The following is a 23,630-nucleotide window of genomic DNA, read 5'->3' on the forward strand; positions in this document are numbered from 1 at the left end:
GAGAGGAAGAATCATGTTCAAGCGTTTCAAGAAATCGACCATCGCCGTGGCACTGGTCGCCACCGCAGGTCTCGCGGGTGCAGCCATCGCCCAGCAGAAGACCATTGCCATCGGCACCGGCGGCACCGGCGGCGTCTATTATCCGCTCGGCGGCGCCATCGCCAATGTGCTGTCGAAGGCCCTGCCGAACACCCAGGCCACGGCGGAAGTCACCGGCGGTTCCGTCGATAACCTCAAGCTGATCGCCTCGGGCCAGAGCGAACTCGGCTTCAGCATGGCCGATGCGGCACTCGACGCCTTCAAGGGTGAGGACAAGTTCAAGAGCGGCAAGGTGCCATTGCAGACCTTGCTCGTCGTCTATCCGAACCGCATGCATGTGGTGACGGTGGAAGGCACCGGCATCGAGAAATTCTCGGACCTCAAGGGCAAGCGCGTCTCCACGGGCTCGCCCGGCAGCGCCACCGAAGTGATGGCGTTCCGCGTCATCGAGGCCGGCGGCCTCGACAAGGACAAGGACCTGAAGCGCGAGCGTCTTGGCGTCGCCGAGAGCGTCAACGCCATCAAGGACCGCAAGATCGACGCCTTCTTCTGGGTCGGCGGCGTGCCGACAGCAGCGGTGACCGACCTTGCCGCGACGCCGGGCATGAAGATCAAGATGATCGACCACGCCGAACTCGCCGACAAGATGAACGCCAAATATGGCAAGCTGTATTCGGCTTCAACGATCAGCAAGAGCATCTATCCCGGCATGGAGAAGGACAACGCCAATACAGAAGTCTGGAACATCATCGTCACCAACGACAAGATGAAGGACGACGACGCCTACAACATCGTCAAGACGCTGGTGGAAAAGAAGGCCGACATCGTCGCCGTGCACAAGGAAGCCGAGAGCTTCTCGCTCGACAACCAGGTCCAGGAGCGCTCGCCGGTGCCGTTCCATCCGGGTGCCCTGAAATATTTCAAGGAAAAGGGCATCGGCAAGTAAGACCGGCTCATACGACCTGACTGGAAGCCGCGATGTGAAAACATCGCGGCTTTTGTTTCGGCTTGAAGGTTCATTCGGTCGTCAGTGCGAGCGAAGCGAAGCAATCCAGCTCTTCCTTCTCTTGGCTTTCTGGATTGCTTCGTCGCTGCGCTCCTCGCAATGACGGTTGAGTTCGTTTTACCGCGGAACCAGAATCCCCGTGGCCATGTTTCCTGCCGGGCACCTCATGTGCCGCGAGGACCGACCGGTGCCAGCCGCTACAGAGACGACCAAGCATCCGCTCGACGCACTGAACTTCTTTCTCGCCGATGTCCGCGACGGGCTCGGCCCCTATCTCGCGATTTACCTGCTCACCGTGCAGAAATGGGATGAAGCCTCGATCGGCGCCGTGATGTCGGTGGCGGCCATCGCCGGTATCTTGGCGCAGACACCGGCAGGCGCGTTCATTGACAAGACGACGGCCAAGCGCGCCGCCGTGATCATCGCAGCCGTCATCGTCACCATCGGCTCCGTGGTGCTGCCGCTCTATCCCGGCTTCCTGTTCGTCGCGACCACCCAGGCACTGACCGGCATTGCGGCTGCGATTTTCGCACCGGCGCTGGCGGCGATCACGCTCGGCATTGTCGGCCCCCGCGCCTTTGCCCGGCGCATCGGCCGCAACGAGGCGTTCAACCATGCCGGCAATGCCGTCGCTGCCGCATTGGCCGGAGGCCTGGCTTACTTCTTCGGCCCGGTCGTCGTGTTCTGGCTGATGGCGGCGATGGCGCTGGCCAGCGTTGCTGCGATGCTGGCGATCCCTGCCGATGCCATCGACCATCAGGTCGCCCGCGGCCTGCATGACCTCGAACCGCCGGACACTCCGAGCGACGATCAGCCATCAGGCTTTCGCGTGCTGCTCACCTGCAAGCCGCTGCTGGTCTTCGCCGCCGCCACCGTGCTGTTTCATTTCTCCAATGCCGCGATGCTGCCGCTGGTCGGACAGAAACTCGCGCTGGTGAACAACGAACTCGGCACGACGCTGATGTCGATCTGCATCGTCGCGGCGCAGCTCGTGATGGTCCCGGTCGCCATCGTGGTTGGCCGCCAGGCGGACAATTGGGGGCGCAAGCCGATGTTTGCCTGCGCGCTTGCCGTACTGATCCTGCGCGGCGCGCTCTATCCGCTCAGCGACAATCCCTATTGGCTGGTCGGTGTGCAATTGCTCGACGGCGTCGGCGCCGGAATCTATGGCGCGCTGTTTCCGCTGATCGTCGCCGATCTCACGCAAGGCACCGGCCATTTCAATGTCAGCCAGGGCGCCATCGCCACGGCCGCAGGACTCGGCGGCGCGCTTAGTACTTTCGTCGCAGGTGTCATCATCGTCGTTGCAGGCTATAGCGCTGCATTCCTCACGCTCGCCGGCTTCGCAGCGATTGGACTCGTGCTGTTCATCATGCTGATGCCGGAGACGCGGCCGAACGGCGCAGGTCATTCGCGTTAGTACCTAATGCTTAAGGATGGTACGCTATTACTGTAGCAACTTGTGGGACTGCAGCGTAGCTTGCGCGCAAATCGTCCCGCAGGGACTCGATCGCAAAGGACTGTTGGACATGTCGTCTTCGATTCGCTTTCCGTCCCGCCGCTCTGTCATTATCGGCGGCGCTGCTGCTCTCGGCACCCTGCCACTGGTCAGCCGTCGCGCCAGCGCGGCCGAATGGCCCACCAAGCCCGTGAAATTCATCGTGCCGTTTTCCGCCGGCGGCACCACCGACATTCTCGCGCGCCTTGTCGCGCAGAAGATGTCTGAAGAATATGGCCAGCAGTTCATCGTCGAGAACAAGACCGGCGCCGGCGGCAACATTGCCGCGGACTTCGTCGCCAAGGCGGAGGGCGACGGCTACACATTCCTGGTCGGCACGCCGGGCACGCATGCGATCAACAAATTCGTGTTCAAGAACATGACCTATGATCAGGTGAAGGACTTCTCGTCGGTCATCATCATCGCGAAGGTGCCGAACCTGATGTCGGTGACCAATTCGCTGCCCGCCAAATCGGTGCAGGAATTCATCGCGCTCGCGAAAGCAAAACCCGACGAATATTTCTACGGCACACCGGGCCTCGGCTCGACCGCGCATCTGTCCACCGAACTGTTCAAGTCGATGACCGGCGTGAAGCTCACGCATGTGCCGTTCCGCGGCAGTGCACCCGCGCTGACCGACCTGATCGGCGGCCGCGTCCATGTGATGATCGACAACCTGCCGGCCGCGCAGCCTTTCGCTGAGGGCAACCAGATCCGCCCGCTCGCTGTCTCCACCGCCAAGCGCTGGGAGCCGATGAAGGACATCCCGACCATCGCCGAAGCCGGCGTCCCCGGTTACGACGCGGCGTCGTGGTTCACGATCACCTCTCCGGCCAAGACGCCGAAGGACATCGTCGCCAAGCTCAATGCCTCCACCGACAAATACATCAAGTCGGACGACGGCAAGGCGCGCCTGATCAAGCTCGGTGCTGATCCCGTCGGCGGCTCGCCGGCCGAGATGGATGCCTTCGTGCAGTCGGAAACCGAGAAGTGGGGCAAGGTCGCCCAGTTCGCCGGCATCAAGCCGGAGTGACGGCATGCGGGCGATCGTCTGCAATGCCTATGGCGATCCCCGCGATCTGGTCCTGACCGATGTGCCGGCGCCGAGCGCTAGTGCCGGCGAGGTGATCATTCAGGTCGAGGCCGCCGGCCTCGGCTATGTCGATGCGCTGCATGTGCGTGGCGGCTATCAGGTCAAGAAGCCGCTGCCGTTCATTCCCGGCAGCGAGGTCGCCGGATTGATCATCGCGATCGGCAGCAACGTCTCACCCGAACTCATGGGACAGCGTGTCACCGCATTGTCGTCGAACGGCGGACTGGCGGAGCAGATCGCCGTGCCGGCGACGTCCTGCATGCAGCTGCCCGATGGCTTCAGCTCGGACGCCGCCGCGTCGGCATTGCTCAACTACTGCACCGGACTTTACGGGCTGGAGACTTGCGGCCAGTTGCGCGCAGGCGAAACGGTGCTTGTGCTCGGCGCATCCGGCGGCGTCGGCCTCGCGGCGATCGACATCGCCAAGGGGCTCGGTGCGACCGTCGCCGCTGCGGCATCATCCGACGACAAGCTTGCCTCCTGCCGCGCACGCGGCGCCGATCTCACCGTCAATTACAGCCAGCCTGACTGGCGCAAGACCCTCGAAACTGAACTGGCCGGGCGCCCGCTCACCGTCATCTACGATCCCGTCGGCGGCGCCTGGTCGGAGACGGCGTTCCGCTGCCTCTCCCCCGGCGGCCGCCACCTCGTGGTCGGCTTTGCCGGCGGCGAGATCCCGCGCATTCCGCTGAACCTGCCGCTGTTGAAGCGATCGTCCATCGTCGGCGTCGACTGGGGCGGCTATGTGCGCAACAACTCCGCCGATGCAACACCCGTGATGCAGCGTCTGGCCGACCTCGTGAGCAGCGGCAAGATCACCCCGCGGCCGACAGCGACCTATCCGCTCGACGAAGCCCCGTGGGCGCTCGAACAGCTGATGACGCGCGGCAATGTCGGCAAGCCGGTGATCGTGTTTCCGCACTGACGACTATCCGAATGTCATGTCCACGCAGCACGTTCGTCCAGCGGACACTGAGAACGCGACCTTCGGACGCAGTCACGCGCGTGTAGTGCCAATTGCTTAAGGATGGTGTTGCATTGCACTGGTAACATTCCGTGCAGCGGATTACCTTTGCTGCAACGCGTTCTGCAAAGAACGAGCACATGATCGGGAGTTAAGACAGGGCCTGCGCGTTCGGCAGACTTTCAGGGCATCAACTGCGCTTCGCAGCCACATCCCATCGCCGGATGACTACCGATCGCCGGCTGTTGACACCCAGCATCACCACATCGCCTTCCGGATGGCACGCTGACGCATGTGCCAATCCGTCCATGCAGAGGACTTTGAAATGACTTCGCCGACCCGCTTTCCGTCCCGCCGTTCCGTCATTCTCGGCGGCGCTGCCGCTCTCGGCACCCTGCCGCTGATCGGCCGTCGTGCCAGCGCAGCCGAATGGCCGACCAAACCGGTCAAGTTCGTCGTCACCTTCGCCGCTGGCGGCACCACCGACATTCTCGCACGCGTCGTTGCGCAGAAGCTGAGCGAAGAATACGGCCAGCAATTCATCGTCGAGAACAAGGCCGGTGCCGGCGGCAATATCGCGGCCGACTTCGTCGCCAAGGCGGAAGGCGACGGCTACACATTCCTGGTCGGTGCGCCTGGCGTGCACGCGACCAACAAGCTCGTGTTCAAGAACATGCCGTTCGATCCGGGCAAGGACCTCGCATCGGTGTCGGTGCTGGCCAAGGTGCCGAACCTGATGTCGGTGACCAATTCGATGCCGGCGAAGTCGGTGAAGGAATTCATCGACCTGGCCAAGGCCAAGCCGGACGAATATTTCTATGCCTCGCCGGGTCTCGGCACCACCGCGCATCTCGCCACCGAACTGTTCAAGTCGATGACGGGCGTCAAGCTGACCCATGTGCCGTACAAGGGCAGCGCGCCGGCCCTGACCGACCTGATCGGCGGCCGCGTCCATGTGATGATCGACAACCTGCCCGCCGCGCAGACCTTTGCCGAAGGCAACCAGATCCGCGCACTGGCCGTCTCCACCGCCAAGCGCTGGGAGCCGATGAAGGACCTTCCGTCGATCGCCGAAGCCGGCGTCCCCGGCTACGACGCAGCCTCCTGGTTCACCGTCGCAGCACCTGCCAAGACATCGAAGGAGATCGTTGGAAAGCTCAGTGCCTCGATCGACAAGTTCGTCAAGTCGGACGATGGCAAGGCCCGCATGATCAAGCTCGGTGCCGATCCGGTCGGTGGCACGCCGGCCGAGATGGATGCGTTCATCCAGTCGGAAATCGAGAAGTGGACCAAGGTCGCCCAGTTCGCCGGCATCAAGCCGGAGTAAGCGAAAGCTGCGAAACTTTAGGGTGGGCAAAGGCGTTGTTGCGCCGTGCCCACCACTACGTCACCAAGAGAGATGGTGGGCACTGCGCTTTGCCCGCCCTACAGGATCATTCCAGCTTCATATCCACGCAGCGTGACACGTCGGGACCAATACCCGACGGGATCGTCACGCAGCCGCGCAGTTTCCGCGCCTTGTCGTCGCTGACCCACAGCGCCACGCCGCCGGTGCCAAAAAACGAATTCGTGTTCGGCGGCTCGGTTTCCGCGACATCGAAGGAATAGGCGCCATCCGTATCGAAGATCCGCGCCTTCTTGCTGCAGCTGCCATCGGTCTGGACGTTGATGACTTCCTTGGCATCGCGGGTCATCGACAGCGACACGCTGCAGCGGAAATATTCCGACGTCGTGGCATTGAACAGATACGCATAGGAACGGCATGTCGCCGTCGAGAGCTTGCCCGGCGCAAGCCCGCGGCCGCAGGAAATGCGCTGGTTCTGGCTGAGCTTGAACTCGTCGGCCTGCGCGATCCCGGACGCGAGCGCCATCAGGCCAGCGACAACCATTCCTTTGCAGACACCACGCATTCGAATCATCCCCATCGCCGCAGCCATCGCACCGGCATCGCCTTGTGGTGAAAGATAGTCGTGTCGCAGCGCGCGCGAAATGGCAAATTGATCCAGATCACGCGCCTTGTTGACGACGCGCATGCGTTCGTGATTTGTTCAGAGCACAGCTGCAGGATGCATCGACGAGGCCTGCCAGCTCTTTCAATGGAGATTTCGGATGTCTGCGCGCGCTTCCACCTTGCTCGCCATTGCCATGATCGCAGCCGCAGCTTTCACCGTGCCTGCCCACGCACAAGCGCCGGCCTCGGGCGCAGTGCCCTGGGTGCTGACGCCGGACATGGGCTATGGCTATGACGCCACCGGCAAGACCTTCGCCTATCGCATGGGCACCAACAACGCCAAGTTCCTGCTCAAGGGTGCGAAGAAGGTGCCAAAGAACACGCTGTTCTTCATCGGCGAAAACGGCCAGCTCTATATGCGCAGCGGCCCGTTCCTCGAAGACGATGGCCGCTTCAAATTCGGCCCGGGCTGAGCATGTGCATGCCTCGGTCATCCTTCGAGACGCGCTCCTCAGGATGAGGGCAGAGTGTGATGCGATAGAAGACCCTCATGGTGAGGAGCCGCAACGCGGGCGTCTCGAGCCATGCAGGCCGAGCACTATCCATATCGCTCAAACGCCCGATGCAAGATGACAGGGAGATGACGGCAATCGCCTCTCCCACGTGCGTACGAGAGATGATAGAGAGCGCGTCATCTTTGACTGAAAGCTGAAAGCGCCCATGGCCAAACCGTCCCCCGTGTCGCCCCTTGCTCCCACCCATGTTCCGACGCTGCCGCCGATCGCAGGCGTTCGCCTCGGCACCGCTGCCGCTGGCATCCGCTACAAGGGCCGCACCGATGTGCTGCTGGCAGTGATGGACAAGGGCACGACGGCGGCCGGCGTGTTCACCACATCGAAGTGCCCGTCGGCCCCGGTGGAATGGTGCCGTGCGGTGCTGAAGGGCGGCAAGGCGCAAGCGCTGGTGGTGAATTCCGGCAACGCCAATGCCTTCACCGGCAAGACCGGCAAGACTTCGACAAAACTCACCGGCGACATCGCGGCGAAAGCCGTCGGCTGCAAGCCGAACGAGATCTTCCTCGCTTCCACCGGCGTGATCGGCGAACCGCTCGACGCCACCAAGTTCAACGGCGTGCTGGCTGACCTCGCCGAGACGGCGACGCCGGACGCATGGATGGACGCCGCCAAGGCGATCATGACCACCGACACCTATCCGAAGGTCGCCACTGCCACGGTGAAGCTCGGCAAGGCGAAGGTCACCATCAATGGCATCGCCAAGGGCTCGGGCATGATTGCGCCGGACATGGCGACAATGCTGTCCTTCGTCTTCACCGATGCGCCGATCGCCGCGCCGGCCTTGCAGGCACTGCTGAAGGCTGGCGTCACCGATACGTTCAACGCCATCACCGTCGATGGCGATACCTCGACCTCCGACACGCTGATGATGTTCGCCACCGGCGCGGCGGCCGCCCAGGGCGCGCCAAAGATCACCAAGGCCAGCGATATCCGGCTGAAACCGTTCGTGAAGGCGCTGCAGACGCTGCTGGCCGATCTCGCCGAGCAGACCGCGCGTGACGGCGAAGGCGCTCGCAAGCTGATCGAGGTCGTCGTCGAAGGCGCCACCACCAAGGTCGCTGCACGGAAAATCGCCATGTCGATCGCCAATTCGCCGCTGGTGAAGACGGCCGTTGCCGGCGAAGACGCCAATTGGGGCCGCGTGGTGATGGCCGTCGGCAAGGCGGGCGAGCGCGCCGATCGCGACAAGCTGTCGATCTCGTTCAACGGCATCCGCGTCGCCAAATCCGGTGCGCGCGATCCGTCCTATGACGAGACCGAAGTGTCGAATGCGATGAAGAACGACAAGATCCAGATCAAGGTCGCCCTCGGTCTCGGCAAGGCCCGCGACCGCGTGCTGACCTGCGATCTCACCAAGGAATACATCGCCATCAATGGCGACTACCGGTCGTGAAGCTCGTCCTCGTCGTCGCCGCCGCATTGATCGATGCCGACGGCCGCGTGCTCATCGCACAGCGGCCGGAAGGCAAGACGCTGGCCGGCCTCTGGGAATTTCCCGGCGGCAAGCTGGAGCCCGGCGAACGGCCGGAGGCGGCGCTGATCCGCGAACTACACGAGGAGCTCGGCATCACGGTGAAGGAAGCGTGTCTGGCGCCACTGACGTTTGCCAGCCATGCCTATGACGACTTTCATCTGCTGATGCCGCTTTATATCTGCCGGCGCTGGGAAGGCCTTGCAATCTCGAAGGAAGGCCAGAACCTCAAATGGGTGCGGCCGAACCAGCTGCGCGACTATCCGATGCCGGCCGCGGATATTCCGCTGATCCCGCATTTGACGGGGTTGTTGTAGGCGCTTGTAGGATGGGTTGAGCGAAGCGAAAACCCATGCTGTTCCGCGGGCGCGGCAGGCTCCGCTGATGGGTTATCGCTCCGGCGCTAACGCGCCTGCGCTCAACCCATCCTACGACGCAGCTACGGCTTCAGCCCCCTCACCGCATCCGCCAGACTCGCTTTGGCCGATCCCGGCTTCAGCGGCTTCTGCTGGCTTTCATGCGGCGCCCAGCCGGACAGCCAGATGATATCGAAGGTCGCACGGATGCGGCCATCGGGGTCGGCGAACCGCTCGCTGTAGATCTGCGCCATGCGCAGCAATGTCGCGCGGCGCAGCGGCGTGCGGCGGCGCTCGTTGAGGATATTGGTCGCGCCCATGCGGCGGAGATCCTGCATCAGCGCGAAGGCGCTGCTGTAGCGTACCACCACACGATCGACATCGGTGACAGGGAGCGCGAAGCCGGTCCGCTGCAACAGCGCACCGACATCGCGCAGATCGGCCATCGGCGCGATACGCGGCGAGATGCCGCCGTCGAGCTCGGCCTCGGCCGCCGCAAATGATTGCCGCAATTCAGTCAGCGTATCGCCGCCGAGCAGCGCTGCGAGCCAGAAGCCGTCGGGCTTCAACGCGCGCCGCACCTGCGCCATCACGCCGGGCAGATCATTAACGAGATGCAGACCGAGCGCGGACACCGCGAGATCGAGCGAGGCCGGCGCGAGGCCGAGGCCGTGACTTTCATCGTCGGGCACATCGACATGCGCGAGCGAAGCGACGCGATCCTTGAGCGCATCAGCAAGCCCGTAGCCAGGTGTCGCAATATCCGCGCCGTTACTGAACTGCCGCAACACCGCCTGCAGGCGATCGCTCATGTCCTCGGTGACACGATCGAGCAGGAAGGTCTCGGCGCCCTGCCTCAACGCGCGCGCCTGCCGTGCGCGCAGAAGCGTGCGGTCAAACAGGATCGGGGCGGCGTGCGGCTGGTTCATGGCGCGCTTGGTACGCTCTGGCGGCATGAGGGGCAATCCCACACTCCCACCCTCATGGTGAGGAGCGCGCCTGCGCGCGTCTCGAACCATGAGCTGGCCTGGCTCGAGCTTGCGGCCATCCTTCGAGACGCCGCTTCGCGGCTCCTCAGGATGAGGGACGGAGGAGTGCTTGAGCAAAGGAAAGAGCCGAAATAACCTCCATCCATGGACAGCGAAGCATCAGCACCGTGGTCCCTGCCCGCGCGCTTGCGCGGCGCGCTTCACTATTGCCAGCGCGCCATCACCCGATCCGCCCGCCTTGCGCTCGACATCGCGCTCCCCATGCAATGCGTGGCCTGCCGGGAACCGGTCGCCGGCGACGGTGTCTGTGCGGCGTGCTGGAGCCAGCTCTCTTTCATCGCGCCGCCCTTTTGCAGCCGGCTCGGCATTCCCTTCGTCTACGATCCCGGACCCGACATCCTGTCCATGCAGGCGATCGCCGCGCCGCCGGCCTATTTTCGCGCGCGCGCCGCTGTGCGCTATGACGAGGTGGCGCGCACCCTCGTGCATCATCTGAAATATCACGACCGCACCGATCTCGCCCCCACCATGGGCCGCTGGATGGCGCGCGCCGGTCATGAGCTGCTCGATCAAGCCGATGTGATCGTACCGGTCCCGCTGCACTGGCGCCGCGCCTTCAGCAGACGTTTCAACCAGTCCGGCGCGCTGGCGCAGGCGATCGGCCGCGCCAGCGGCGTGCCTGTGGCAAAAGATGCCCTGCGCCGTGTTCGCCCCACCGAGCACCAGATCGGCCTGTCACGCGCACAGCGCGCGACCAATGTGCAAGGCGCGTTCAAGGTGCCGCCGGAGCGCCGGCATCAGGTCCAGGGCCGCCGGGTCGTCCTGATCGATGACGTCCTGACCTCCGGTGCCACGTCCGACGCCTGCGCCCGCGCGCTGCTGCGGGCCAAGGCGTCCCAGGTGGACCTGCTGGTCTTCGCCCGGGTTGTGGAGGCCCATGCCGGTCCCATATAATCTTGTGACACAATTCTGTGACGCATTCGGAGTGCCTGGCATGGCCGCTGCCATCGAGATCTATACCCGCCCCGGCTGTGGCTATTGCAGCGCCGCCATCTCGCTGCTCCAGCGCAAGAAGGTCGAGTTCACCCATTTCGACACCGCGACCGATCCGAACCTGCGGCAGGAGATGTTCGACCGCACCCGCCCCGGCGCGACCTTCCCGCAGATCTTCATCGGCGGCACGCATGTGGGCGGCTGTGACGACCTCTATGCCCTCGACCGCGAAGGCAAGCTGGACGGCATGATCGCAGGCGAAGGAGCAAGCGCATGAGCGAGCAAAAGCAGACATTCGTCGCCGCCATGGTGCAAATGCGCACCGGCCTCGTTCCGCGCGAAAGCCTCGAACAGGGCCGCCACCTGATCCGCGAAGCCGCCCTTGCCGGCGCGAATTACGTGCAGACGCCCGAAGTCACCAACATGATGCAGACCGGCCGCGCCGGGCTGTTCGAACATCTGCGCACGCAAGATGACGACGAGTCGCTGAAGGCCTATCGCGCACTGGCTGCCGAACTCGGCATCTATCTGCATATCGGCTCCATGGCCGTGCAGGCGACGCCCGAGCGCGCCGCCAACCGCGCGTTCTTCATCGCGCCCGATGGCAGTATCCTCGCCACTTACGACAAGATCCACATGTTCGACATCGATCTGCCGAACGGCGAGACCTATCGCGAATCCGCCAACTACCAGCCGGGCGAAACGGCCGTGATCTCCGATCTGCCCTGGGGCCGCATCGGCATTACCATCTGCTACGACGTTCGTTTCCCTGCGCTTTATCGTGCGCTGGCGGAATCCGGCGCGATATTTCTCACCGTGCCTTCGGCCTTCACGCAGAAGACAGGCGAAGCGCATTGGCACACGCTGCTGCGCGCCCGCGCCATCGAGAACGGCGCTTACGTCTTCGCAGCCGCCCAGGGCGGCACGCATGAGAACAAGCGCTCGACCTATGGCCACTCGCTAATCGTCGATCCCTGGGGTGTGGTGATCGCCGAAGCCAAGGGCACCGATCCCGGCTTCATCATCGCCGAGATCGATCCCGCAAAGGTCGCCGAGGCACGCAACACCGTGCCGTCGCTGCAGCATGGCCGCCGCTTCGGCATCCATGATGCCAAGGCCGGCCCCGCCCATCTGCATCTGGTGCGTGACGCGACATGATCCGTTACAATCTGCGCTGCGACAAGGGCCACGCTTTTGAAAGCTGGTTCCAGAGCTCCGGCGCTTACGATTCCCAGGTGAAGCGCAAGCTGGTGACCTGCCCGCAATGCGGCTCGGCGAAGGTCGAGAAGGCCATCATGGCCCCGCAGATCGGCCGCAAGGGTAACCAGCGGCAGCAGGAGGTCGTGACACCGGCGGCGCCAGCCGATAATGCGCCTTTGATGATGGCGCCGCAGGAAGTCGAACTGCGCGCCAAGCTCAAGGAATTGCGCGACCACATCACCAGCAATGCCGACAATGTCGGCGAAAGCTTTCCGACCGAAGCGCGCGCCATGCATTATGGCGACAAGGAGCATCGGCCGATCTATGGCGAGGCCTCGCTCGAGGAAGCGCGCGCTCTGATCGATGAAGGCATCGAGGTTGCACCGATTCCGGTGCTGCCCGGCGACCGGAACTAACCGCGTTCATCTACATTAACGCTTCATTACGCGGCGAATATCGCGCGCCTTCGCACGTCATCAGAAGCATTTTCGACTTGCGACCGTTTTGTGTCGTTCGAGTCACAGCGCGCACAAATGCTTGCGCGGGCCTTGAGAGCCAGCGAATCTCGCCTAACTTATAAGCATGTGCCTGAAGATGAGTCGCGCTTTGCACGCCGATTGCATTGCACGATCTCGGACCAGGATGTGTCCTTGAGACTGATAGTGCTGATGTTGAGTCGCGATCACGAGACGCGTCCCGTTACCACGAAATAGGATCGCGAACAACAGGACGGCCGACGACCAAAGGAGAGAGGGATCAATGTATAACGATTCTCTGTTCAATGCGTTCGCTCGAACCTTCGAGGCCCGGAGCCAGACGGACATGTCGATGTCCGAATATCTGGAGTCCTGCCGCGGCGACCCCATGAAATACGCGAACGCAGCCGAGCGATTACTTGCTGCGATCGGTGAGCCTGAGATGATCGACACGGCCAAGGACTCCCGCCTTGGCCGTATTTTTTTGAACCGTACCATTAGGTCATATCCGGCTTTTGCTGGCTTCCATGGCATGGAAGACACGATCGAGCGCATCGTCGCCTTCTTCCGCCATGCGGCGCAGGGCCTCGAAGAGCGCAAGCAGATCCTCTATCTGCTCGGCCCGGTCGGCGGCGGCAAGTCGTCGCTCGCCGAACGCCTGAAGCAGCTGATGGAAGTGCATCCCATCTATGTGCTGAAGGCCGGCGATGAACTCTCGCCCGTCTTCGAAAGCCCGCTGGCGCTGTTCGATCCCGATCAGCTCGGCCCCATGATCGAAGAGAAATACGGCATTCCGCGCCGGCGTCTCACCGGACTGATGAGCCCGTGGTGCTACAAGCGTCTGGAGGCGTACGGCGGCGACATCTCGCAATTCCGTGTCGCGCGCATTCAGCCGTCGCGGCTGCGTCAGATCGGCATCGCCAAGACTGAACCGGGTGACGAGAACAACCAGGACATCTCCTCGCTGGTCGGCAAGGTGGATATCCGCAAGCTCGAGACCTATGCCCAGAACGATCCCGACGCCTATTCCTATTCCGGCGGCCTCAACCGTGCCAATCAGGGCGTGCTTGAATTCGTCGAAATGTTCAAGGCGCCGATCAAGATGCTGCATCCGCTGCTCACGGCGACGCAGGAAGGCAACTATATCGGCACCGAGAATATCGGCGCGATCCCGTTCACCGGTGTGATCCTCGCGCACTCGAATGAATCCGAGTGGCAGAGTTTCAAGACCAACAAGAACAACGAAGCCTTCATCGACCGTATCTGCGTGATCAAGGTGCCGTATTGCCTGCGCGTCGCCGAAGAACAGAAGATCTACGAGAAGCTGATCTCGAGCTCCGAACTCGCCACCGCGCCTTGCGCGCCGGCAACCTTGGAAACTCTCGCCCGCTTCTCGGTGATGTCGCGCCTGCGCAAGCACGAGAACTCCACCACCTTTGCCAAGATGCGCGTCTATGACGGCGAAAGCCTGAAGGAAAGCGATCCGAAAGCGCGCAGCGTCCAGGAATACAAGGACGCCGCCGGTGTTGACGAAGGCATGGATGGCATCTCGACGCGCTTCGCGTTCAAGATCCTGGCCGCGACCTTCAACCATGACACGCTGGAGGTCGGTGCCGATCCCGTGCATCTGATGTACACGCTGGAACAGGCGATCCGGCGCGAGCAGCTGCCCGACGAAGTCGAGAAGCGCTATCTCGAATTCATCAAGGCAGAGCTGGTGCCGCGCTACGCCGAATTCATCGGCCACGAGATCCAGAAGGCGTATCTGGAATCCTACGCCGATTACGGCCAGAACCTGTTCGACCGTTATGTCGATTATGCCGATGCCTGGATCGAGGATCAGGACTTCAAGGATCCCGACACCGGCCAGATGATGGATCGCGATCTGCTCAATCAGGAACTGAGCAAGATCGAGAAGCCTGCAGGGATCGCCAACCCGAAGGACTTCCGCAACGAGGTCGTCAAGTTCTCGCTGCGCTCGCGGGCGCATAACGGCGGCAAGAACCCGACCTGGACCTCCTACGAGAAGATCCGCGAAGTCATCGAGAAGCGCATCTTCTCCCAGGTCGAGGATCTCTTGCCGGTGATCTCGTTCGGATCGAAGAAGGATGGCGAGACCGAGAAGAAGCATGACGACTTCGTCGCCCGCATGGTCGATCGCGGCTACACCGAACGCCAGGTGCGCCGTCTCGTCGAATGGTACATGCGGGTGAAACAGGCGGGCTAGTGACAACGTAACTCCGTCATTGCGAGGAGCGTAGCGACGAAGCAATCCAGAAGGCCAGAAGTGAAGGAAGACTGGATTGCTTCGCTGCGCTCGCAATGACGGAAATCGACTGAAGGATACACAAGGACCCACGCGGCCATGCATATCGTCGATCGGCGCCTGAACCCACAAGGCAAAAGCCTCGAGAACCGGCAGCGGTTTTTGCGGCGAGCCAAGAATTTGGTGCAGGGTGCGGTGAAGAAAGCCTCCCAGGACCGCGACATCAAGGATGTCCTGGAAGGCGGCGAAGTCTCTATCCCGCTCGACGGCATGAATGAGCCACGTTTCCACACCGAAGGCGGCGTGCGCGACCGGGTCCTCCCCGGCAACAAGAAATTCGTCGAAGGCGATATCCTGCAGCGACCGCAATCGAAGGGCGGCGGCGGCAACGGGGCCGGTGAAGGCGACGGCGAGGACGCCTTCCGCTTCGTGCTCAGCCGCGATGAATTCGTCGATATCTTTCTCGACGATCTCGAACTGCCCGATCTCTCCAAGCGCAAGCTGGCCGAAGTCGAGAACGAAGGCCTGCGCCGCGCCGGCTACACCACATCGGGCTCGCCGGCGAACATCTCCGTCAGCCGCACGGTGCGCCGCGCCATGGCACGGCGCGTGGCGCTGCAGCGGCCGCGGCCGGAGGCGATCGCCGAGCTGGAGGCTGAACTCGAACACTGCAACGACGAGCGCCGTTCCGTTTTGCTGGCGGAGATCGAGCGGCTTCAATCCAAGATCAAGCGCATCCCGTTCATCGATCCCATCGACATCCGCTATCGCCGCTTCGAGACGGTGCCGAAGCCGGTGGCGCAGGCGGTCATGTTCTGCCTGATGGACGTGTCGGGCTCGATGTCCGAGCATATGAAGGATCTCGCCAAGCGGTTCTACATGCTGCTCTATGTCTTCCTCACCCGGCGCTACAAGAAGGTGGAGATCGTCTTCATCCGCCACACCGACCGCGCCGAGGAAGTGGATGAACAGACCTTCTTCCACGGCCCTGCCTCCGGCGGCACGCTGGTGTCGAGCGCGCTGGAGACGATGCACGAGATCGTGCAATCGCGCTTCCGCCCGGCCGACTGGAACATCTATGCCGCGCAGGCCTCGGACGGCGACAACTCCTATGCGGACAGCGACCGCACCGGCGCGCTGCTGCGGGACGCGATCCTGCCGGCATCGCAATTCTTCGCCTATCTCGAAGTCGGCGAGAGCGGCGGCCATCCGTTCGAAATGTCGGAATCCTCGCTCTGGACCCTGTATCAGCGCCTGCGCAACGAGGGCGAGCCGCTGTCCATGCGCAAGGTGAACGACCGCAGCGAGATTTTCCCGGTCTTCCACGATCTGTTCCAGCGCCGCACCGGCAAGGAGGTGGCTCCATGACTTCCTCAAAAGCGAGTGAACGACTATTCGAGGGCGCTGACTGGGACTTCACGACGATCCAGCGCATCCATGATGCCTGCGAGGAGATCGCACTCAAGGATCTCGGCCTCAGCGTCTATCCGAACCAGATCGAGGTGATCACCGCCGAGCAGATGCTGGACGCCTATTCCTCCGTCGGCATGCCGCTCTATTACAAGCACTGGTCGTTCGGCAAACAGTTCGCGCATCAGGAAGCGTCCTATCGCAAGGGCCTGATGGGGCTGGCTTATGAGATCGTGATCAATTCGTCGCCCTGCATCTCCTATCTGATGGAGGAGAACACGGCGACCATGCAGACGCTGGTGATTGCGCATGCCGCCTTCGGCCATAATCACTTCTTCAAGAACAACTACCTGTTCAAGCAGTGGACCGATGCCGACGGCATCCTGGATTATCTCGATTTCGCCAAATCCTATGTGGCGCAATGCGAGGAGAAGCATGGCCGCATCGCCGTCGAGCAGACGCTGGATGCGGCGCACGCGCTGATGTCCCATGGCGTCGATCGCTATCCCGGCAAGCGGTCGCTCGACCTGCGCGCCGAGGAGAAGCGCGCGCGCGAACGCCGTGAACACGAACAGGCCACCTTCAACGATCTCTGGCGCACGGTGCCCACCGGCCCCTCGAAGAACCGCACGGAGCTCAGTGCCGAACGCCGCCGCGCGCTGCTCGGCCTGCCGCAGGAGAACCTGCTCTATTTCCTCGAAAAGGCTGCCCCGCGCCTGCAGACCTGGCAGCGTGAATTGCTGCGCATCGTCCGCAACATCGCGCAGTATTTCTATCCGCAGGGCCAGACCAAGGTGATGAACGAGGGCACGGCGACCTACGTGCACTATCGCATCATGACCGCGCTGCACGAGCGCGGACAGATCACCGACGGCAACTTCCTCGAATTCCTCGGCTCGCACACCAATGTGGTGTTCCAGCCGGATTTCGACAGCAAGTATTTTTCGGGCTTCAACCCCTACGCCCTCGGCTTCGCCATGATGCAGGATATCGAGCGCATCGTGACCTCGCCCGAGGACGAGGACCGCGAATGGTTTCCGGACATTGCCGGCAAGGGTGACGTCATGGGCGTGCTGCGCGACGTCTGGGCCAATTACCGCGACGAGAGTTTTATCAGCCAGTTCCTCTCGCCACGCCTGATGCGCCAGATGCGCATGTTCCATTTGCACGACGATCCTGCCGACACGTCCGGCATCCTGGTCGAGGCGATCCATAACGAGCGCGGCTATCGCAGCGTGCGCCGTGCGCTGTCGCGGCAATATGATGTCGGCCTGATCGACGCCAATATCGAGGTGATGGATGTCGATCTCGCCGGCGACCGGCGGCTGATGCTGAAACACTCGGTGCTCAACGGCGCCCTGCTGAACGAAGCCGATGCGAAGCGCGTGTTGCAGCATCTCGCCGATCTCTGGAGCTATGACGTGTCGCTCACCGAGGTCGATGCCACGGGTTCGGTGCTCAAGGAGCACATCGTCCATCCCCGCGTGATGGCCGCTGCGGCCTGATCGCCATTCCGCCTCTCCCGTAAACTTCCCCGCCCGGCTTTGTCCGGGTGGGGGCTTTCGGTTGACCCAAATATAGGGTAGGGGGTTATTTTATAATTCCGTTCGACTGGACCCGTCATGACCATGCCCCGCGACATCGACGCCCTCGCCCATGACCACGTGTTCCTGGGCGACGATCACGATGCCAATGCGCGCCGCACGCTGTGGGTCGTGGGGCTCACGGCTTTGATGATGGTCGGCGAGATTGTTGCCGGCACGATCTTCAACTCCATGGCGCTGCTGGCCGACGGTTTCCATATGGCGACCCATGCCGTAGCCCTTGCCGTGGCCGCCGGTGCCTATGCCTTTGCCCGGCGCAATGCGCATAATCGCCGCTTCACCTTCGGCACCGGGAAGGTCGGTGACCTCGCCGGCTTCGCCTCGGCGCTCGTTCTGGCAATCATCGCCATCGGCATCGCCTGGGAATCCATACAGCGGCTGTTCAATCCATCCACCGTTGCATTCGGTGAAGCGACGGTCATCGCCGTCATCGGCCTGATCGTGAACATCGCCAGCGCGATCCTGCTCAGCGGCGGCCACCATCACGGGCATCATGACCACGGACATGGTCACGACCATCACCATGGCGCGCATCACCACGACAACAATATGCGCTCGGCCTTCATGCATGTGCTGGCGGATGCGCTGACCTCGGTGCTGGCCATCGCCGCCCTGCTCGCGGGCAGCATGCTCGGCTGGGTCTGGCTCGATCCGGTCATGGGCATTGTCGGCGGCATCGTGATCGCCGTCTGGTCGTGGAATCTGCTGCGCGACACCGCCAGCGTGCTGCTCGACACCTCGGACCCCCATCTCGAGCAGGAGATCCGCGACGAGGTGGAGCGCCCGGGCGATGCCCGCATTTTCGACCTGCATGTCTGGCGCGTCGGCCCCGGCGCGCATGCCGCAATCGTCGCCTTTGCCGGCGCTGCAAGCGCCGAAACGGTGCGCCAGCGCCTCGCCGCCGTGCATGAATTGCAGCATGTGACGGTGGAAGCCCGCTAGGCGCTTCCGGCTGTTGGCAACGGGCTGATGCCTGATTAACCTGACCTCTCCACCGCCAGCATAATGGCGGAAGAAGAATGTCAGGGAATGGATATGCCAGAACACATCGCACCCGTGATCCGCCATGAGGTGCTGTATGGCGACCGCGTCGTCGGTTGCTTCGCCGATCGTCCGCCAAATCTCGATGCGATGCTGCGCGCCGCCGTCGCGCGCAAGCCGGACGGCATCGCACTGGTGCTCGGCACACGCCGTATCAGCTATGCCGAGCTGGATCGCACCGCTGACAACATCGCACGCAACTTGATCGCCACCGGTTTCCAAAAGGGCGAGCGCATCGCGATGCTGCTCGGCAACTGCCTGGAATTCGTCTTCTGCGCGCTCGGTGCCACCCGCGCCGGCATGATCGTTGTCCCGCTCAATACACGGCAACGCGCACCGGAAATCGACTATGTGCTGCAGCAATGCGGGGCATCGGCACTGGTCTATGACGGTGATTGCGAGGCCAACCTGCCTGCACCGCGCGCCGATCTCCGTAAGCAGTGGGTCGTTGGAAGCGGTCGTGCTGCGTCATTCACCGAACTGACGAATGACGCGTCTCCTGCGGCCTTTCCCGCGCTTGATCAGGCCGACACCGCCTATCTGCTCTACACCTCCGGCACGACGGGACACCCGAAAGGCGCGATGCTGACCCATGCGAGCATCATCCATTCGGTGCTGAACTTCCAGCATGGCTACAGCCTGCGCGATGGCGACGTCACGATGCTGGCGGTGCCGGCCTCGCATGTCACCGGCCTCGTGGCGCTGATCCTGGCGACCATCAATGTCGCCGGGACGCTGGTGATCCTGCCCGCCTTCAAGGCACCGGAATTTCTTGCCATCGCGGCGCGCGAGCGCATGACCTACACGCTGATGGTGCCGGCGATGTATAATCTGTGCCTGCTGCAGCCGGATTTCGAGCGCCACGACCTGTCGGCCTGGCGCATCGCCGGATTCGGCGGCGCGCCGATGCCGGAGGCGACCATCCAGCGTCTCGCTCAGGCGCTGCCAAAACTCAATCTCTGCAATGCCTATGGATCGACCGAAACCACATCCCCCGCGACGATGTTTCCGCCGGGCTCGCCCGCCGACAAGATCAACACTGTCGGCCGCCCCGTAACCGGCGCGCATATCATCATCGCCGATGATGACGGCCGCGAAGTGCCACGCGGACAGGACGGCGAATTGCTGATTGCCGCCGCGATGGTCGTGCCCGGCTATTGGGACAATCCCGATGCGACGCGATCAGGCTTCGTCGCAGGCTATTGGCGTTCCGGCGATATCGGCCGCATGGATGCGGAGGGCTATGTCAGCGTGGTCGATCGCAAGAAGGACATGATCAACCGTGCCGGCTTCAAGATCTACTGCACCGAGGTCGAGAATGTGATGTCGCATCATCCCGCGATCGTCGAGAGCGCGGTGGTGGGCAAGCCCGATCCGGTGCTGGGCGAGCGCGTCCATGCGTTCGCCTATAGTCCCGATGGCGGCGACGAGGCAGCGATCAGGAGCTACTGCGCGGAGCGGCTGTCCGACTACAAGGTGCCGGACAGCATCACGTTCTTGACGGAACCGCTGCCGAGGAATGCCAATGGCAAAATCCTCAAGACGGAGCTGCGGAAGATGATGGTCGTTTAAGACGACCGAAGCGCACCTCGCGCTCACTTGTCATCACCCGCGAAAGCGGGTGATCCAGTAAACGCAGGCGCCTGTGATGATCTGATAGGTCCGTGTCTACTGGGTCGCCGGGTCAAGCCGGGCAACGACAGACCTTACCACGCCGCCACCGCGCCATCCGACCTTGGATCCGTCGCGCCTTCCAGCACGCCGTTCTCGTGCAGCACGATGGCGCCGGCATGGCCCATGGTGCCGGTATAGCTGCCGAGCACCTCGACCACATGGCCGGCATCGCGAAGCTGCTGGATCAGCGTGGGATCGAAGCGATCCTCCACCTTCAGCGTGACGCTCTCATCGCCCCAGGTCTTGCCGAGCAGCCAGCGCGGCGCCGTAACCGCCTGCTGCAGCGGAATGCCGAACATGCCATAGCGCGAGAATACCGCCGACTGCGTCTGCGGCTGCCCCTCGCCGCCCATATTTCCATAGACCATGCGGCGGCCATCGTCGAAGATCGCCATCGCCGGATTAAGCGTGTGGAACGGCTTGCGTCCGGGCTTCAGCGCATTCCAGCCGCCATCGGCGAGCCGGAACGAGGCGCCGCGATTTTGCCAGCAGATGCCGGTCTCGGGTAGCACGACTCCGGAGCCGAATTCGAAATAGACCGACTGGATGAAGGACACCGAGCGGCCCTGCCCGTCGATGACGCCGAGCCAGATCGTGTCGCCGGGCTTGCGCACATGCGGCCAGGGTAGCGCGACCTTGCGATCGATGTGGCGCGCCAACTCATCGAGCTTGGCATCGTCGAGGAAGGTCGCGGGATCGACGGTCATGTGATCGGGATCGCCGACATGCTCGTCACGCACGATGAAGGCCTGCTTGGTGGCCTCCACGAGGCCGTGGATGTGATCGAAACCCTCGGCTTGCGTCACGCCGAGACGATCGAACATCGCAAGAATCATCAGCGACGACAGACCTTGCGTCGGCGGCGCCATGTTGAACAGCTGCGCGCCGCGCACGGTGGTGGTCAGCGGCGGGCGTTCGCTGGCCTCATGGTTCTGCAGATCGGCGGCCGTCACTGGCGACTCAACCTTGGCCAGATCGGCGGCAATGCTGTCCGCCAACTTGCCCTTGTAGAAGCTCTCGAAGCCATCGGCGGCGAGACGCTTCAGCGTGGCGCCGAGCGCCGGCAGTTTCAGCACATCGCCTTCGGCCGGCGCCTGGCCATTCGGCATGAAAGTGGCCGCAAAATTCGGCTGGCCTTTCAGCTCCGCGGATTTCTCGGCGGTAAGTTCGGCCTGGCTGCGCGTGACGACGATGCCACTTTCCGCATAATAGATCGCGCTTTCCAGCAGGCGCTCACGCGACAGCGGCGTCTGCCAATGCTTTGAGACATCCAGCGCCTTCTGCCAGCCGGAGACCGTGCCAGCCACGGTGTTGGCGGCCAGCGGTCCGCGGAACGGGATCGTCGCAACACCGTGCTTCGCATAATAAGCGAGATCCACGGTCGCACCGGCGCGGCCACAGGCATCCACCGTCACCGGCGCCTTGCCGGGCTCGGCGATCAGCCAGAAACCGTCACCACCGATACCGGTCATATGCGGATAGACCACCGCCAGCGTCGCCGCCGTGGCAATCGCGGCTTCCACGGCGGTGCCGCCGTCCTTGAGCACATCGAGGCCGGCCTGCGACGCCAGATGATGCGGCGAGGTCACCATGCCCCGGCGCGCGCGCGGTGTTTCAAGCATTTTGGGTCTCCAACGTCTCTGGCATGCCAGCAAATTCCGGCCGCAGTCCTAGCGCGTCTGGCCGATGATTCAAGCCTTCTCACTCGCATGTCGCCACCCGCGAAAGCGGGTGGCCCAGTAGACACCGCTGCCTGTGCGTATCACTCACGTGAGAGCTTACTGGGTCACCCGGTCAAGCCGGGTGACGACATCAGAGAATCACCCCGTCCCGCGCCACCAGCCGGCCGTTCTTGTAGACGGCGCGGCGCTTCGGCAAATCGACCACCGCCTGCGGCACATGCGGCGCGTCGATGGCGACGAAATCGGCCCTGGCACCGACGCGCAGGCCGTGATCATCCAGTCGCAAAGCCCTGGCGCCACCGGCCGTCACGATATCGAATGCCAGCGTCAGGTCTTCGTCGGTGTTGAAGCCCGAGCGATAGCCGATCATCATCGCGCGGCCGAGCATGTCGCCATCGCCGTAAGGCCACCAGGAGTCACGAATATTGTCGCAGCCGCCGAACACCGTGACGCCGGCCGCGCGCAGAAGCTTCACCGGCGGAAACGGCCGCGCACCCGGCGCATTGGTCATGATGGCGACGCCGCTCCTGGCCAGCAGCTCAGCCGTTCGCTGCACCACATCCGCCGCGACATCGCCGAGCGAATAGGCGTGGCTGATGGCCACATGCCCCTGCATGCCGAGCGCCTGCGTCCGCGCGCAGATCTGTTCGATCTCGAAAATGCCGAGCATGGAGGGATCATGCAGATGGATATCCACATCGACGCCGCGGCGCCCGGCGATACCGAACACGACATCGAGATGCTTCTCGACATCGCGATCAAAGCCGCCGGGATCGAGACCGCCAATGACATCCGCGCCGAGATCGAAGGCAGCATCGAGCAGATCCGGCGTACCGGCGCTGCGCAGGATGCCGCTCTGGGGAAATGCAACGAGCTGGATGTCGATGACATCGCGATGTGCCTCGCGCACGGCGAGGATGGTTTCGAGGGACTTGAGCCCCACCGACCCATCCACCATCACATGGCTGCGCATCCGCGTGCTGCCATGACCGAGGCAGAGCTCGAGCTGGCTTTTTGCCCGCTCTGCCATTGGTGCAGCCTTCGCCATGTTGTCGGCCTGGATGGCGACGCGCTCCTGCACGTTGAAACCGTTGGAATACGGCACATGCGGGCGCCAGACATCGCCATAAAAACTTGTGTCGAGATGGATGTGGCCCTCGACAAAGGACGGGATGACGAGGGTGCCGGCGAGATCGATGGTCTCGGCTGCTGCTGAAGCGCCGCCGCTCGGCGTAATCGCACTGATGCGGCCGGTGGTGACGGCGATGTCGTGCAATGTGCCGTCAGCGAATTTTGCGGATGTGAAGAGTGTGTCGATGGCGGTCATGTGAAGCTCTCTCCG

At 63.0% G+C, this 23,630-nt stretch carries 21 protein-coding genes; 17 read left to right on the forward strand and 4 right to left on the reverse strand.

Features of this window, described 5'->3' with window-relative positions; translation table 11 throughout:
* The first annotated feature begins 13 nt into the window (after nt 1-13).
* The 5 genes from ACIQ2A_RS01840 (at nt 14) to ACIQ2A_RS01860 (ending at nt 5,927) form a co-directional block, all read left to right on the forward strand.
* Nucleotides 14-985 (forward strand): TAXI family TRAP transporter solute-binding subunit, encoded by a 972-nt coding sequence (locus tag ACIQ2A_RS01840; RefSeq protein WP_398475124.1) that lies wholly within the window; start codon nt 14-16, stop codon nt 983-985.
* Nucleotides 986-1,211: 226 nt separating this feature from the next.
* Nucleotides 1,212-2,465, forward strand: coding sequence for an MFS transporter (locus tag ACIQ2A_RS01845; RefSeq protein ID WP_398475207.1), 1,254 nt, complete (start codon nt 1,212-1,214; stop codon nt 2,463-2,465).
* 109 nt (nt 2,466-2,574) lie between these two features.
* Complete coding sequence (locus tag ACIQ2A_RS01850; RefSeq protein WP_398475126.1) at nt 2,575-3,576, forward strand: Bug family tripartite tricarboxylate transporter substrate binding protein; 1,002 nt, start codon at nt 2,575-2,577, stop codon at nt 3,574-3,576.
* A gap of 4 nt (nt 3,577-3,580) precedes the next feature.
* Nucleotides 3,581-4,561 (forward strand): NADPH:quinone oxidoreductase family protein, encoded by a 981-nt coding sequence (locus ACIQ2A_RS01855; protein WP_398475128.1) that lies wholly within the window; start codon nt 3,581-3,583, stop codon nt 4,559-4,561.
* A gap of 364 nt (nt 4,562-4,925) precedes the next feature.
* Entirely contained in the window at nt 4,926-5,927 is a 1,002-nt protein-coding gene (locus ACIQ2A_RS01860) for a Bug family tripartite tricarboxylate transporter substrate binding protein (RefSeq protein WP_398475130.1), read from the forward strand.
* A gap of 106 nt (nt 5,928-6,033) precedes the next feature.
* Here the strand turns inward: ACIQ2A_RS01860 and ACIQ2A_RS01865 are convergent, their stop codons facing one another.
* The gene (locus ACIQ2A_RS01865; protein WP_398475132.1) at nt 6,034-6,519 is read right to left on the reverse strand and encodes a hypothetical protein; all 486 of its coding nucleotides are present in this window, start codon (nt 6,517-6,519) and stop codon (nt 6,034-6,036) included.
* A 190-nt stretch (nt 6,520-6,709) separates the two neighbouring features.
* On the opposite strand from ACIQ2A_RS01865, the gene ACIQ2A_RS01870 reads away from it, so the two are divergent.
* From ACIQ2A_RS01870 to ACIQ2A_RS01880, 3 genes are all read left to right on the forward strand, one after another.
* Nucleotides 6,710-7,024, forward strand: a complete 315-nt coding sequence (locus ACIQ2A_RS01870) for a hypothetical protein (RefSeq protein ID WP_398475134.1) — start codon at nt 6,710-6,712, stop codon at nt 7,022-7,024.
* Nucleotides 7,025-7,271: 247 nt separating this feature from the next.
* Nucleotides 7,272-8,519 (forward strand): bifunctional glutamate N-acetyltransferase/amino-acid acetyltransferase ArgJ, encoded by a 1,248-nt coding sequence (gene argJ, locus ACIQ2A_RS01875; RefSeq protein ID WP_398475136.1) that lies wholly within the window; start codon nt 7,272-7,274, stop codon nt 8,517-8,519.
* Nucleotides 8,516-8,914: a (deoxy)nucleoside triphosphate pyrophosphohydrolase gene (locus ACIQ2A_RS01880; RefSeq protein ID WP_398475138.1), complete on the forward strand. Its 399-nt coding sequence runs from the start codon at nt 8,516-8,518 to the stop codon at nt 8,912-8,914. Before argJ ends, ACIQ2A_RS01880 begins: the two co-directional genes overlap by 4 nt.
* 122 nt (nt 8,915-9,036) lie before the next feature.
* Here ACIQ2A_RS01880 and ACIQ2A_RS01885 read toward each other — a convergent pair whose 3' ends face one another.
* Nucleotides 9,037-9,909: a methyltransferase domain-containing protein gene (locus ACIQ2A_RS01885; RefSeq protein ID WP_398475140.1), complete on the reverse strand. Its 873-nt coding sequence runs from the start codon at nt 9,907-9,909 to the stop codon at nt 9,037-9,039.
* A 177-nt stretch (nt 9,910-10,086) separates the two neighbouring features.
* Here ACIQ2A_RS01885 and ACIQ2A_RS01890 point away from each other — a divergent pair, with 177 nt between their 5' ends.
* The 9 genes from ACIQ2A_RS01890 to ACIQ2A_RS01930 all read left to right on the forward strand — a co-directional run bounded on the left by ACIQ2A_RS01890 (nt 10,087) and on the right by ACIQ2A_RS01930 (nt 20,504).
* Entirely contained in the window at nt 10,087-10,896 is an 810-nt protein-coding gene (locus ACIQ2A_RS01890; RefSeq protein ID WP_398475142.1) for a ComF family protein, read from the forward strand.
* Between the two features lie 40 nt (nt 10,897-10,936).
* The gene (gene grxC / locus ACIQ2A_RS01895) at nt 10,937-11,212 is read left to right on the forward strand and encodes a glutaredoxin 3 (protein ID WP_398475144.1); all 276 of its coding nucleotides are present in this window, start codon (nt 10,937-10,939) and stop codon (nt 11,210-11,212) included.
* Nucleotides 11,209-12,093 (forward strand): carbon-nitrogen hydrolase family protein, encoded by an 885-nt coding sequence (locus ACIQ2A_RS01900; RefSeq protein WP_398475146.1) that lies wholly within the window; start codon nt 11,209-11,211, stop codon nt 12,091-12,093. The genes grxC and ACIQ2A_RS01900 overlap by 4 nt, the downstream gene beginning before the upstream one ends.
* Nucleotides 12,090-12,551, forward strand: coding sequence for a DUF1178 family protein (locus tag ACIQ2A_RS01905; protein WP_398475148.1), 462 nt, complete (start codon nt 12,090-12,092; stop codon nt 12,549-12,551). Before ACIQ2A_RS01900 ends, ACIQ2A_RS01905 begins: the two co-directional genes overlap by 4 nt.
* Before the next feature lie 343 nt (nt 12,552-12,894).
* Nucleotides 12,895-14,838, forward strand: coding sequence for a PrkA family serine protein kinase (locus ACIQ2A_RS01910; protein WP_398475150.1), 1,944 nt, complete (start codon nt 12,895-12,897; stop codon nt 14,836-14,838).
* Between the two features lie 138 nt (nt 14,839-14,976).
* Entirely contained in the window at nt 14,977-16,245 is a 1,269-nt protein-coding gene (locus tag ACIQ2A_RS01915; RefSeq protein ID WP_398475152.1) for a YeaH/YhbH family protein, read from the forward strand.
* Complete coding sequence (locus tag ACIQ2A_RS01920) at nt 16,242-17,792, forward strand: SpoVR family protein (protein ID WP_398475154.1); 1,551 nt, start codon at nt 16,242-16,244, stop codon at nt 17,790-17,792. The genes ACIQ2A_RS01915 and ACIQ2A_RS01920 overlap by 4 nt, the downstream gene beginning before the upstream one ends.
* A 117-nt stretch (nt 17,793-17,909) precedes the next feature.
* Nucleotides 17,910-18,833, forward strand: a complete 924-nt coding sequence (gene dmeF / locus ACIQ2A_RS01925; RefSeq protein ID WP_398475157.1) for a CDF family Co(II)/Ni(II) efflux transporter DmeF — start codon at nt 17,910-17,912, stop codon at nt 18,831-18,833.
* A 93-nt stretch (nt 18,834-18,926) separates the two neighbouring features.
* A complete protein-coding gene (locus ACIQ2A_RS01930) occupies nt 18,927-20,504 on the forward strand; it encodes a class I adenylate-forming enzyme family protein (RefSeq protein ID WP_398475159.1) in 1,578 nt (525 codons plus the stop codon).
* 134 nt (nt 20,505-20,638) lie between these two features.
* Here the strand turns inward: ACIQ2A_RS01930 and ACIQ2A_RS01935 are convergent, their stop codons facing one another.
* Nucleotides 20,639-22,228: a gamma-glutamyltransferase family protein gene (locus tag ACIQ2A_RS01935; protein WP_398475161.1), complete on the reverse strand. Its 1,590-nt coding sequence runs from the start codon at nt 22,226-22,228 to the stop codon at nt 20,639-20,641.
* A 190-nt stretch (nt 22,229-22,418) separates the two neighbouring features.
* On the reverse strand, nt 22,419-23,615 hold the full coding sequence (locus ACIQ2A_RS01940; RefSeq protein ID WP_398475163.1) for an amidohydrolase family protein: 1,197 nt from the start codon (nt 23,613-23,615) through the stop codon (nt 22,419-22,421).
* Between the last annotated feature and the right edge of the window lie 15 nt (nt 23,616-23,630).

Origin of the sequence: Tardiphaga sp. (assembly GCF_044336785.1) — a bacterium.
Taxonomy (GTDB): domain Bacteria; phylum Pseudomonadota; class Alphaproteobacteria; order Rhizobiales; family Xanthobacteraceae; genus Tardiphaga.